This window comes from Bacteroides caecigallinarum (assembly GCF_016901995.1).
Classification (GTDB): domain Bacteria; phylum Bacteroidota; class Bacteroidia; order Bacteroidales; family Bacteroidaceae; genus Phocaeicola; species Phocaeicola cellulolyticus.
On the sequence record NZ_JACJLE010000011.1, the window covers coordinates 27,125 to 41,102 of the forward strand.

Here is a 13,978-nt window from a genome sequence, read left to right on the forward strand (position 1 = left end):
ATGATAAGGAATTACTTCAGACAAGCATGGACACTTGTCAGACAACACAAACTTTTTACCGGTATATACGTGGTGGGTACTGGTCTGTCCATTGCGTTAGTGATGACTCTCTTTATTATCTTCTACGTAAAGTTCGGTCCTGTCTATCCTGAATACAACCGTAATAGGACACTCGTTGTCAAACCGATAAAACGCTACCCGAAGGGCAAGCCCGAAAACTGGACTATCAACGGTGGTATGGCTTATTATGTGATTGATGAAATACTTACAGACCTGCCCCATGTGGAGTTGGTAGCCGGTAGTATGTTTGATTCTTGGGAAAACTATCAGGTGTCTGCTACGGGTGTAAAGCCTTTCAAGGCAGTTCCACGTTTTGCCAACGAAGACTTCTGGAAACTCTTTTCTTTCCGTTTCATCGAAGGCCACCCTTTTACACAGGAAGATGTTGAAGCCAAGTCACCGGTAGCCGTCCTTAGCGAATCACTGGCCAGACGTCTGTTTGCTACGGTCGAGGGAGTAACGGGACGTCATTTCAGTTTCAATGGACGTGATTACCGTGTGTGTGGCGTGGTACAGGACGTATCCAATGCCACACCAGAAACGGTGGGCGATCTTTGGCTGCCATTGCTCAATGCACAATACATCCAAAAAGAGTTGGACCGTATGGGATTGCTGGGTAATGTGTACGCTTACCTGTTGGTTGACGATAAGGCGAATATTGAAAAGGTACGTAGTGAGGTACAGGATGTGTTCCGCCGGTATTCACAGCAGGACAAAGACTATGAATACGACCTTATGGGACAACCGGACATATATTGGCTCAGCACCTTCCGTCAGGATTTGGATAAGGTTCCGGACACGATGGATCTGGCTAAAGATTTTCTTTATATCCTGCTGGCTTTACTTTTCATTCCGGCATTGAACTTGAGTGGAATGATTTCTTCGCGAATGGATAGCCGTATTTCAGAATTGGGTCTCCGCAAGGCATACGGAGCTACCCGTCGATGTTTGTTGGAGCAGGTGCTTTGCGAGAATCTATTATTGACCTTATTGGGAGGACTGGTTGGACTGGTATTCTCATACTTGATTGTATTGACGGCCAGCGACTGGATTCTGACACTATTCGACAAGAACATTTACGATACTTCCCTTTCCACTTCGTTCACGGTAGAAATGTTGTTCAATCCTGCGGTATTCGGCATTGCCTTGGCCGTGTGCGTTGTGCTCAATGTGGTGTCGGCGCTTGTACCTGCTTTGTATGCGTTGCGACATACCATCACAGAATCGTTGAACTCGAAAAGATAAAATGTCATGATACGAACTATTTTACACCAACTATGGAACCAGCGCCGTCAGAACGGCTGGATATTCTTGGAATTGCTGGTTGTCAGTTTTTTCTTGTGGACAGTTATCGATCCTATCTATGTATTGACCGCCAACCGTGCTATCGACCGTGGCTATAATCCCGAAGGACTTTATGTGATGAACATCGGCATGTACGACGCGACGAACGGGAACTTCAATCCCGATATGGCTTCCGACTCTATGAATCTGGTGGCTTACCATCGTATCGCCCGCATAGTGCGTGAACTGCCAGAAGTGGAATACTGGACAATTTCCGGTAATCAAAGTTTTCCTAATAGCAACTCGTGGATCGGAACAAAAGTTTTTGCTGATACCACCTCTTTACACAAAAATGAAGGATTCGTACATGCTCAAAAATACAGCTTTGTGGCAACAGAAGGAAGCGACATGCTCCAAACATACGAAATAAAGGATGCACTTACCGGTAAAAACCTCCGGTTGCCGGAACAAACAGACGGCAAAGCTTTTATCTCGGAAAGGCTTGCAAAACGCCTTTTTGAAAGTATTGATGTAATAGGAAAAAAAATCTACCAGGAAGATGAGACATTAGAGATAGCCGGAGTATTCGTCGATTTCAAACACCGCGACTACGAACAACCTTACCCACTCATTATCACTACTTACAGCGAAATGTATGGAAGCAAGTATATGCCATGGTGGTATAATTTTATCATCCGTCTGAAACCAGATGTAGACGAATCAGCCTTCATACAGCGTTTCCAGCAGGAAGTGGGGCCTCAACTATCCATTGGCAATTTCTATTTTGACAGTCTGAAAAAATTTTCAGACATGAGTGAGGCCTATGCGATGGCAAGCGGCGTAACCAACAAGCTCCGCCTGCAATATGCCTTGACTGGTTTCGCCCTGCTTTGCATCTTCTTGGGTATGGTGGGAACCTTCTGGATTCGTAGCAATGCCCGTCGGGAAGAGATAGGTGTTATGCGTAGTATAGGAGCATCGCAAAGGTGTATTGTGCGACAATTCCTTATCGAAGCATGGTTATTATTGACAACAGCTTTCGTGCTGGTCATTCCTTTCTTGCTTTATCATGCACAAACCAACGGACTATATGCAGTGGAAATGAACCGTTATTTCGTACCGAATCCTGAATACTGGCAGAACCGCTTCGGCTTCCACTTCTCAATAGTTCTGATAATCAGTTATCTGATATTGCTGATAATAGCGCTGATAGGGACATATATTCCGGTTGTACGGGCTGCACGCACTTTGCCGGCCGATGCTTTGAGAAACGAATAAAGATTTATAATAAAAAAACATATAACTAACAATTAAATTATAACAGACTATGAACATGATTGAACTGACAGGGATCAACAAGATTTACCGTACTAACGAAATAGAGACACAGGCTTTGGAAAATGTAAACCTGAATGTGGAAAAAGGTGAGTTTCTAAGTATTATGGGACCTTCCGGTTGTGGAAAATCAACATTGCTGAACATTATGGGACTGCTGGATGCTCCTACAAGCGGAACTATTAAAATAGCAGGAACAGTAGTAGAAGGGATGAAAGACAAGGAACTGGCTGCTTTCCGTAATAAGAACCTGGGATTTGTGTTCCAGTCGTTCCATCTTATCAATTCATTGAATGTGATTGACAATGTGGAACTTCCACTTCTGTACAGAAACGTATCGGCAAAAGAACGCAGACAACTGGCAGAAGAGGTTCTGAAGAAGGTAGGACTGAGCCACCGTATGCGACACATGCCTTCACAACTATCCGGCGGTCAGTGCCAGCGTGTTGCGATAGCACGCGCAATTATCGGAAATCCGGAAATCATACTTGCCGACGAACCGACTGGTAATCTGGATTCAAAAATGGGTGCTGAAGTAATGGAACTGCTGCATCAGCTCAATAAGGAAGACGGACGCACGATAGTGATGGTTACACACAACGAAGAACAGGCAAAACAGACTTCAAGAACTATACGTTTCTTCGACGGACGTCAGATAGGATAAAAAGATTTAAAGATTTCTATATGATAAAAACATACTTTAAACAAGCCATTGAATTGATGAGGCAGGACCGCCTCTTCAGTACTCTTTACATTACAGGAACAGGCCTTGCAATTGCAATGACGGTTATCATGGCTGTGATTTACTATGTAAAGCTGGCACCGGTGTATCCCGAAGAAAACCGGAGCAACACTTTATATTTGACTAATGCCATGTTTCATTCGGAAAAAGAGAAATCCAACTTGAATGCAGGCCTAAGTTATCGCGCCTTACAGGAATGGATATATCCTCTAAAAAACGTTGTAGCGGTTTCAGCCCATTTGGGAAGCGGAATGTCTGGAGCCGGATATATCCAGCCAGCTGACCGCAGCGGAGATTTTCGCCCGGCATTAAAGCTGGTGGACCCTGCTTTCTTCCGTATCTACCCATTACGTTTTGTAGATGGCAACCCATTCACTGATTCTGATTTGGAAAGCGGCATACGTACAGCTGTCATATCGGATGATCTAGCCCGACGACTTTTCGGAAGCACAGATGAAGTGGTGGGACGTTCGTTCACACTTGACTATATTGACTATCGTGTATGTGGAGTAGTCCGTGGAGCAAGTTACCTTACAAATGAATCATATGCACAGGTCTATCTGCCCTATTCGGTTATTCCGAATTATAAGGAACCACTCACAGAAATGTTTCCATATTGCGGACAATATAACATTACTTTCCTTGTTAGGGATAACGCACAGGCTGACACCCTTCGTGCCGAAATAAAGGAACTGACAAGACGTGTAAATCTGGAATATAAGGATTTCTGGAGTATAGAATTGTGGGAGCAACCAACTTCACACTTCGCAAGTGTTTTTCAGGAACGTCCATCAGATGTCAGCTTCAGTTTCTGGAAAACGGCAGGATATATTATTGTAGTGGTATTGGTACTCCTGCTGGTACCTGCCCTGAACCTGAGCGGACTCATTGCCAGCCGTATGGAAAACCGCCTGCCGGAGATGGGTGTCCGCAAGTCATTCGGAGCCAACAGAAGCGCACTTCTGTCGCAGGTTATGTGGGAAAATCTCTTTCTTACCGTAGCAGGCGGCATTATAGGGCTGATTGTGGCATGGACAACCGTCTATTTGGGACGTGAATGGATTTTCACTCTACTCAGCGACTGGCCGACGGCCACTCCTGAAGGTGCTAACCTTTATGTGTCCGGCGAAATGCTTTTCGCGCCTACGGTGTTTGGCATTGCCTTTCTGCTCTGCCTTTTGCTGAATCTTCTATCAGCATTACTTCCGGCATGGATGTCGCTCCGTAAACCTATTGTATATTCTCTTTATGAAAAAAGATAATATTATGCTTAAACTTATACTTAAAAACTTATGGTCACGCCGCCGCAATAACGGTTGGCTTATGGCTGAACTGATATTGGTAGCTGTACTTTCGTGGATTATATTCGACCCAGTGATTGTAGTTACATACGACCGTCAACGTCCACTTGGCTATGATGCAGACCGACTATGCATGGTATCGGTAGCCATGCTTCAGCCACAAGCACCCGGCTATGATGCCCAAAGCACGGATTCAGCTTCTCTGATGCAAGCATACATGAATATTGTTGAACGTACACGGCAACATCCGGATGTAAAGAATGCCACTCCTATGGTTTCTTTCGTATATCCATGCTCTGTGGGCAGCAGCAGTTCCAGCCTGACAGCAGAAGGCGATTCTACAGATTTCAGCATCATGAATATTTACTTCTGGCCACATACCAATTTCTTTGAGACATACGGTTTCAAGCGTGGAGAAGGCAGTATGAATGTAAGCCAACTTTCCGACTATACTTATAACGAGTCCGATATAATACTGACAGAGGATGCTTTGGAAGGCATGTTTCACACCAATACCTATAACAGGCAGCGCTGTTGGGAGGCAGAGGGAAAAGATACCATCTATATGTCTGTTGTGGGTACTGTAAAACCTTTCAAATATGCCAATGATCTTCGTCCTTTGCCGACTGTATTCATTCCAGAAAGTCATCCCGACATTCTTGATAATCTGGAAGATATGCATATTGTGGTCCGTATAAAAGAAGGAGTCAGCATGGAACGCTTCCTTAATGATTTCAAGCCATGGATGCTTCGTGAGATGCGGGCGGGCAATCTTTATGCACGCGACCTTCAGTCGTATGACGACCTTATTGCGGATAGCGAATTTTACAGCAGTACTTCACTATATCGCCGAAATCTGAGTGTAGCTATGTTCTTCCTTATAAATCTTTGTCTCGGCGTCATAGGTACCTTCTGGCTACAGACACGTACACGACGCGAAGAAGTCGGTGTAATGCTGTCGTATGGAGCTACTCCACACAACATCCGACTGCTACTGCTTGGTGAAGGTGCGGTACTGACAACCATAGCTACACTTATAGGCTGCATAATATATATGCAATATGGTCTCAGTGAAGGGCTACATGAGGTAAGCAGCTATATCAATGCCATAACACAACCTTGTTGGATTGACAATTTCGGACAGCACTTCCTTATAGTGTCATTCATCATCTATCTCATCCTGCTTCTGGTAGTACTGACAGGTATCTATATTCCAGCACATAGGATAAGTAATATTGCCCCGACTGAAGCTTTGAGAGACGAATAAAACAGTTTTTTGTTTGATTCATAAACGATTTAAACTATGAAATATGCTTGGATACATAATTTACAGATACTTTTCAACCAACTGAATCAGCACCGTTTCTATACGGCGGTGTGTGTAGTAGGAACGGCGGTTACCATGGCCTTTGTGATGGTGGTGGTGATGGTTTATGATTTCCGTACGGCAGATATAGCACCGGAGACACGTCGTAGTCAGGTACTTTACAACTATGGCACTCAGTGTATGCGTCCCGACGGTACAAATATGTGGGGATACCGGGGATTGGGACCGACATCCTTCCATGCTTTTTTTGACGACCTGCCGGGAGTAGATGACCTGACATGGCACGGAGGTTTAAGGAAGTCTGTATGTGCTCTGCCGGCCTCATCCGACCGTCACTCTGTATTGCTACGCCCAGTAGCAGCCAATTGGTTTGAATTTTTCAGTTATGATTTCCTGGCTGGACGTCCGTTTACTCAGGCTGAGTACGATGCCGGACAATCTGCTTTCGAAAAGGCTGATAACGAATGGAGACTTGTTCGCAACCAAAATGATGGAGTGGTACGCCGTTTCGTTGTTATCACTGAAAAACTGGCGAGGGAGTTGTTTGGAGGAAGCGTTGAGGCGGTAGGCAAACAATTCTTACTGGACTTTCAGGAAGTCCGTGTAACAGGTGTGGTACGTAATGTCAGTTCAATTTTCCAAACGGCATACGCTGATATATGGGAACCTTTTACGTTGACCTATGAAGAAAACGTTGATCCTTGTACCAGTACAGCTGGTCTGATAGGATTTCATTATACTGTTCTCCACTTGTCGTCAAATACTTCACCAAATGAGATACGTGCTGAAGTGAACCGTCGGATGGAACTGCTAAACAAGCAGGGTCTGGAATATATTCTCCAGGATCCGCATCTATATACGCATACGGAGTACACCTTTTTCCGCGATGGAAGTATCAATTCTGGATTGGTTTATGTGTTGTTACTAGTGATTCTACTGGTAGTACCAGCCATAGGTATATCAGGACTGGTTCATGCCCAAATGCAGAGCCGGTTAGGCGAGATAGCCATCCGTAAGGCGTATGGGGCTTCTAATGCCAACATTATCGGACGATTGTTTTTCGAGAGCCTGACTACCACTTTGATAGGAGGCATGTTGGGTTATGCATTGTCGTGTGTTTTGGTATTGGCATGTGGTGCTTGGTTGTTTGGTACAGGTGGTGTGGAACTGGAAGGTATCGTGTTGAGTAGCGATTTGTTGTTGCGTCCTTCGTTGTTCCTGACAGTACTTGCGATTTGTCTGGTGTTTAACGCCTTGTCAGTACTGTTACCAGCATGGATAGCCGTACACAGAAGTATTTCATATACATTAACTGGAGGAGAATAAACTATGTGGAAACAAATTTTCAATCAGATATGGAACCAGCGGCGCGTCAATGCCTGGCTTTGGAGTGAATTATGTATCGTAACCGTATTGTTGTGGTATGGTATCGATTTAGTGTACAATTACGAAGGGGCAGCCTGGAAACCCAAAGGATATGATACCTCGTGTGTATTCGACCTGACAATGGGTACCAAACCGTTGGAATTTATTAACGATGCCGACAACCTGCGGGCAGGAGAAGATTTCACTTATCTGTACAACCTGATAAAAGATTATCCCGGAGTGGAAGAGGTTTGTGCCTATTACGGAAGTGTCCCTTATACGAATGAGGTGATGTTCGAAGGCTATGCACCGCATACCGATTCTACGCATGTTGTAAATTGTTACATCAGATACGTGACATCTTCCTATTTCAAGGTGTTCCGCCTGGAACCTTTGACCGGACATTTGAATAAGGAACACTGGTCATCAACCGAGAATCCCGTTCCCGTGCTGATGAGTGTGGACTTAGTAGATTCTCTTTTCCTATTGCCTCATGCTAGCGATGCAGTAGGCAAGACTTGCTTCAATCCCTATAGTACGAACACTAAGCGTCAAGTGACAAATTACCGTGTAGCCGCTATTCTACCCCGTCACAAGCTGGGTGACTATGACCGATACGAGCCTTTCATATACCTGCCTGCTGACAAGGCTTTGTTCTGGCAGCATGTAGCAATACGAGTTTTACCAGACCAGGTGGCAGGTTTTGCCGAACGTTTCCGCCGCGATATGCAGCCGGTGTTCGACCGTGGAATCTTCTATTTGGATAATATCAGTTCGTATGATGATATGAAAGAGGCTTACGATATACAGAGAGGAACTGTAAACTACCTCAATACAGTTTATGCTGTAGCCGCCTTCTTCCTGTTCAATGTTTTCCTGTGTGTTTGTGCTACCTTCTGGTACCGTACCCGCAAGCGTCGGTGTGAGATTGCTCTACGTATGGCATTGGGAAGCAGTCGCCTGAGGGTAATGCAATATTTTCTATTGGAAGGACTCATTCTTTTGATATTAGCAGTGATACCTGCGCTGGTAATTGCTTGCAACATTCAATTGGCTGACCTTACAGTACATACACTAGTCGATGTTTCGACGCTCCGTTTCGTGGAGTGTTTTGCAGGAGCATTTCTACTCATGGTACTGATGATTGTTATGGGTATCTGGTATCCAGCCCTCCGGGCCATGAAGATACAGCCTGCAGAAGCATTGCACGATGAATAAACATTATTGAAAATTCTATTTTGAATTATGAAACGAAGCATTATATTAATTTACTCTCTAATCTCTCTTAACATTAATTTGGTGTCTGCAACCGGAGAAACAGACTCTCCGGTGCAGCGGCGCACCATATCACTGGACGAGGCTATCACACTGGCACGCGTACAGAGTGTGGATGCAGCCGTAGCTTTGAACGAGCTGAAGACAGCCTACTGGGAGTATCGTACGTTCCGTGCAGACCTGCTGCCTGAAATAAACTTTTCTGCAAATCTGCCTTCATACAATAAGAATTACAATTCTTATCAGCAGGATGACGGCTCATACACATTTGTCAGAAACAACTATATGCAGATGAACGGACAGCTTTCCATCGACCAGAACATCTGGTTTACGGGAGGTAAACTGTCATTGAACACTTCACTCGATTTCCTGCGTCAGATGGACGGAACTGCTGAAAATCGTTTTATGTCCGTCCCTCTCGCACTGACTTTGAGCCAGCCTATTTTCGGAGTAAATAACATCAAATGGAACCGCCGTATAGAACCGGTACGCTATGCCGAAGCCAAAGCAGCTTTTCTAAGCGCAACCGAGGAAGTGACAATGACAACCATAAATCATTTCTTCAATCTGCTGCTGGCAAAGGAAAATGTAATGATAGCACGTCAGAACCTTGCCAATGCCGAAAAGCTTCACGAAGTGGCAAAAGCTAAACGCCGTATGGGACAGATCAGCGAGAATGATCTGCTGCAACTGGAGCTGAATGTGCTGGATGCCCGTTCTACTCTGACTTCAAATGAAAGCTCGTTGAAGAGCTGTATGTTTACTCTACGTTCTTTCCTCGCCTTAAGTGAAGACGAAGAACTCGAACCAATAGTTCCCGATTCTGTACCGGACGTACGGTTAGATTATGATGATGTACTCCAGAAAGCTCTTGCCAATAACTCTTTCGCCCACAATATACGTCGCCGACAACTTGAGGCTGATTATGAGGTGGCAAAGGCAAAAGGAAATATGCGGGAAATTACTCTCTTCGCCCAGGTAGGTTTCACTGGTACAAACAACAATTTCGACAGTGCCTACCGCCGGTTGAAAGACAATCAGGTTGTGGAAGTAGGATTCAAGATTCCAATACTGGACTGGGGAAAGCGTCGCGGACAGGTAAAAGTGGCACAGAGTAACCGCGAAGTGACAGAAAGCAAACTGCGTCAGGAGTCCATGAATTTCAATCAGAATATCTTTATACTGGTTGAGCAGTTCAACAACCAGCAGACACAGCTTCATCTGGCAGATGAGGCTGATCAGATAGCAAGAAAACGCTATCACACCAATGTAGAGACTTTCATGATAGGAAAGATTTCCACACTCGACCTGAACGACTCGCAAAGCCAGAAGGATGAGGCACGCCGCAAGCATATCAACGAACTGTTTTATTACTGGTATTATTATTATCAGTTGCGCAGTCTGACACTTTGGGATTTCGCGACGAACACCGGAATTGATGCAGACTTTGAAAAGATTGTCAGAAGATAAAACCACAGATTAAAGGAATTATATTTACTTTTGCAGAGTTATGATACTGATAATTGATGATGATAGTGCAATACGTTCCTCGCTCAGTTTCATGCTGAAGCGGGCAAAGTACGATGTTCTGGCTGTTTCCTGTCCTAAAGAGGCTATAGAAACAGTCCGTTCCGTTACACCACAACTTATTTTGATGGATATGAATTTCAGTCTTTCCACCAATGGCGAAGAAGGACTGATACTGCTCAGGCAGGTCAAACTGTTCTGCCCTGATGTTCCTGTAATATTGATGACAGCGTGGGGAAGTATCCCGTTGGCAGTACAGGGTATGCAGGCAGGAGCTTTCGACTTTATCACAAAGCCATGGAATAACGCTACCCTTATGCAACGCATAGAAACAGCTCTGGAACTTACATCAAAAGACAAGTCTGCAGATACGGTTTTAACTGACGATGACGGATTCGACCGCAGCCATATCATAGGCAAGAGCAAGGCATTGCTTGATGTTCTTACTACAGTAAAAAGAGTGGCACGTACAGGTGCTTCGGTACTGGTAACAGGCGAAAGCGGAACAGGCAAGGAACTTATTGCTGAGGCCGTACATATGAACAGTCCGCGCAGGAACAAGCCGTTTGTAAAAGTCAATCTTGGAGGTATCTCACAGACTCTTTTCGAAAGTGAGATGTTCGGACATAAGAAAGGGGCATTCACCGATGCCGTGACGGACCGTAAAGGACGTTTTGAACTGGCGGACAAAGGAACAATCTTCCTCGATGAAATAGGTGAGCTGGATCTGTCATGTCAAGTCAAGTTGCTACGTGTCCTGCAGGAGCAGACATTCGAACCTCTTGGCGAAAGCCGTCCGCGAAAGGTAGATGTGAGAGTGGTGTGCGCCACAAATGCTAATCTGGAGCAGATGGTACGTGAACACACATTCCGCGAAGATCTTTTCTATCGTATAAATCTGATAACGGTACATCTTCCGGCATTGCGCGAACGAAGGGAAGACATACCATTACTTGCACGTCATTTTGCCGACAGTCGTTGCAAAGCCGATGGACTTTCTCCAGTTGAATTGACTGACGATGCTCTGGATTACCTGAGCCGCCTGCCCTACCCCGGAAACATACGTGAGCTGAAAAATCTGGTAGAACGTACATTACTGGTATGCGGCAAACAGCAGCTTACAGCAGATGACTTCAAGGCACAGTATCATCCGACTTCTACTACATCCGTAACTGAAAACCTGCAAGGTCTGACCTTGGAGGAACTGGAGAAACGTACCATCATGCAGGCACTTGAAGCACACGGCAATAATCTTTCTCAAGTTGCCCTCTCATTAGGTATCAGCCGCGCGGCTCTATACCGCCGTCTGGAAAAATACGGCATTTCGTTCAACGACTAAACCCAATAAGGATGAAACTGAAAAACCTGTTCTTTCTGCTGGCTATATTACTGATGTTCGCATGGGGTATCCTGTTCTTCTTCACTTTAAAAGAAAAGGGAACACTCCACTATGTAGGCGAGGCAGTCATAACGCTCAGCCTTATTGTTCTGGTTTATTTCTACCGCAAAGTGGTAAAACCTCTGGACAGTATAGCCAACGGAATGGATTTGCTTCGCGAGCAGGATTTCAGCAGCCGTCTCGCTCCTGTAAGACAGGCTGAAGCAGACCGTATAGTAGATATGTTCAACAGAATGATGGACCAGTTGAAAAACGAACGTTTAAGACTCCGCGAACAGAATTACTTCCTTGATTTGCTCATCAATGTTTCCCCAATGGGAGTTATCATACTCGATTTCGACGGAAAGATTTCCATGCTTAATGCTGCCGCACTACGATTTCTGGGATACACAACGACAAACGAACTGATAGGAAAAGAGTTCAAGAATCTGGAATGTCCGCTGGCTGAAGAGATAGACCGGTTGCCCAAAGATACGACCGACACTATCCGCCTGAGCGACTCGATGATTTACCGCTGCTCACGGCTTTCGTTTGTTGACAGAGGGTTTGCACACCCCTTTGTTCTGATAGAAAGTCTGACTGCCGAAGTGGTTAAAGCCGAAAAGAAGGCATACGAGAAGGTTATCCGCATGATAGCCCACGAGGTAAACAATACCACGGCCGGAATCACATCTACTCTGGAAACAGCAAGCGAGGCACTGAAAGAGATGGAAGATACGGAAGACGTACAGGAAGTTATGAAAGTATGTGTGGAACGCTGTTATGGCATGAGCAGCTTCATAACCAATTTTGCAAATGTAGTAAAGATACCGGAGCCAAATCTTGAACAGGTAAGGCTGAACGACAGAGTTTCCGCCTGCCGGATGTTTATGGAAACTATCTGTCGCGACCGTAAAATAACTCTCCACAACGAGCTTTGTCCGGAAAATCCTGTTGTAAAAATAGATACTGTACTGTTTGAACAGGTACTGGTCAATATAATAAAGAATGCCGCTGAAAGTATCGGCGAGTGTGGCGACATATACATCCGTACTACGGATTCACCAGTAACGCTAGAAATAGCAGATACAGGTAAGGGTATCAGCCGGGAAGTTGAAGCCAAACTTTTCAGCCCTTTCTTCTCCACAAAACCGAACGGCCAGGGTATCGGTCTGATATTCATCCGTGAAGTACTGACCAAGCACGGATGTACTTTCTCGCTGCGTACATATTCCGACGGACTGACCCGTTTCCGCATCTCTTTCCCCAATATACAATAAAAAAGTAGTATAGCACACATTGGTACTATACTACCTCCATATATAGTCTGTTAAAATCAACCTTTTATAATTTCATCAATACGCTTGAGTTCAGTCTCATCGAACGATGTGTTGTTCAAAGCCTTGATATTATCGGATAACTGCTCCACAGAGCTTGCGCCTACTATTACGGATGTCACCTTATTATCCTTCAGCAACCATGCCAATGACATTTCGGCAAGAGTCTGTCCACGTTCCAAAGCTATACGGTTCAACTCAGCTATCTTCGCCAACATCTCAGGGGTGAGCGCTTCTTTCTTCAAGTATCCACCACGTGCGACTCTTGAATCTTCGGGTATTCCATTCAGATATCTGTCTGTCAGCAAGCCTTGGGCAAGTGGAGAGAAAGCTATAAAGCCAACACCTGTATTATAAGCTTCATCCAGAACACCTTCTTCCTCAGGCTCACGGTTAATAATATTATATCTGCCCTGATACAACAGACACGGTACTTTTTCGGATTTCAGATATTCGTATGCGAACCTGGCCTTGTCGGCAGGATATTTCGATATACCGACATATAATGCCTTGCCCATTCTTACTATATCCACGAGCGCCTGCAATGTTTCTTCCAACGGAGTTTCAGGGTCATACCTGTGGGAATAGAAAATATCGACATATTCGAGGTTCATTCTTTTAAGACTCTGGTTAAGGCTGGCAAAAAGATATTTCCTTGAGCCCCACTCTCCGTATGGTCCGGGCCACATATCATGTCCGGCTTTGGTAGAAATAAAGAGTTCGTCACGATACGGAGCGAATGATGTCTTCATTATATGCCCGAAGGTCTCTTCCGCTGAACCGTACGAAGGTCCGTAATTATTGGCCAAATCTATATGGGTTATACCATTATCGAAGGCAAAATGCAACTTTTTCCTACTGTTTGACAATGTATCAACATCGCCGAAGTTATGCCACAATCCCAATGAAATTTCAGGGAGAAGAATTCCACTTTTACCGCATCTGCGATACTTCATCTTCCCGTCATATCTGTCGGGAGATGCAGAATATACCGGTTCTATCATAATTATACCAGATTTTAGTATTTAAGTTAATCTGTTACAAAGA

At 44.8% G+C, this 13,978-nt stretch carries 11 protein-coding genes; 10 read left to right on the forward strand and 1 reads right to left on the reverse strand.

Annotated features, from left to right (window positions below; genetic code table 11):
- The 10 genes from H6A61_RS04250 to H6A61_RS04295 are packed head-to-tail and all read left to right on the forward strand — an operon-like array spanning nt 1 to nt 12,874.
- Nucleotides 1-1,305: an ABC transporter permease gene (locus tag H6A61_RS04250; protein WP_204391295.1), complete on the forward strand. Its 1,305-nt coding sequence runs from the start codon at nt 1-3 to the stop codon at nt 1,303-1,305.
- Between the two features lie 6 nt (nt 1,306-1,311).
- On the forward strand, nt 1,312-2,622 hold the full coding sequence (locus H6A61_RS04255) for an ABC transporter permease (protein WP_204391298.1): 1,311 nt from the start codon (nt 1,312-1,314) through the stop codon (nt 2,620-2,622).
- A gap of 55 nt (nt 2,623-2,677) precedes the next feature.
- Nucleotides 2,678-3,343: an ABC transporter ATP-binding protein gene (locus H6A61_RS04260; RefSeq protein WP_204391425.1), complete on the forward strand. Its 666-nt coding sequence runs from the start codon at nt 2,678-2,680 to the stop codon at nt 3,341-3,343.
- A gap of 20 nt (nt 3,344-3,363) precedes the next feature.
- Nucleotides 3,364-4,683 (forward strand): ABC transporter permease, encoded by a 1,320-nt coding sequence (locus H6A61_RS04265; RefSeq protein WP_204391300.1) that lies wholly within the window; start codon nt 3,364-3,366, stop codon nt 4,681-4,683.
- A 4-nt stretch (nt 4,684-4,687) separates the two neighbouring features.
- Nucleotides 4,688-5,989 (forward strand): ABC transporter permease, encoded by a 1,302-nt coding sequence (locus tag H6A61_RS04270; RefSeq protein WP_204391302.1) that lies wholly within the window; start codon nt 4,688-4,690, stop codon nt 5,987-5,989.
- Nucleotides 5,990-6,025: 36 nt separating this feature from the next.
- Nucleotides 6,026-7,375 carry an ABC transporter permease gene (locus H6A61_RS04275; protein WP_204391304.1) on the forward strand — a complete coding sequence of 450 codons (1,350 nt, stop codon included), beginning with the start codon at nt 6,026-6,028 and terminating at the stop codon, nt 7,373-7,375.
- Nucleotides 7,376-7,378: 3 nt separating this feature from the next.
- A complete protein-coding gene (locus H6A61_RS04280; protein WP_204391306.1) occupies nt 7,379-8,632 on the forward strand; it encodes an ABC transporter permease in 1,254 nt (417 codons plus the stop codon).
- A gap of 27 nt (nt 8,633-8,659) precedes the next feature.
- The gene (locus H6A61_RS04285; protein WP_204391308.1) at nt 8,660-10,159 is read left to right on the forward strand and encodes a TolC family protein; all 1,500 of its coding nucleotides are present in this window, start codon (nt 8,660-8,662) and stop codon (nt 10,157-10,159) included.
- Nucleotides 10,160-10,199: 40 nt separating this feature from the next.
- Complete coding sequence (locus H6A61_RS04290; protein ID WP_204391310.1) at nt 10,200-11,555, forward strand: sigma-54-dependent transcriptional regulator; 1,356 nt, start codon at nt 10,200-10,202, stop codon at nt 11,553-11,555.
- A gap of 11 nt (nt 11,556-11,566) precedes the next feature.
- Entirely contained in the window at nt 11,567-12,874 is a 1,308-nt protein-coding gene (locus H6A61_RS04295) for a sensor histidine kinase (protein WP_204391312.1), read from the forward strand.
- A 56-nt stretch (nt 12,875-12,930) separates the two neighbouring features.
- Here H6A61_RS04295 and H6A61_RS04300 read toward each other — a convergent pair whose 3' ends face one another.
- On the reverse strand, nt 12,931-13,935 hold the full coding sequence (locus H6A61_RS04300) for an aldo/keto reductase (RefSeq protein ID WP_204391327.1): 1,005 nt from the start codon (nt 13,933-13,935) through the stop codon (nt 12,931-12,933).
- Nucleotides 13,936-13,978 lie beyond the last annotated feature (43 nt).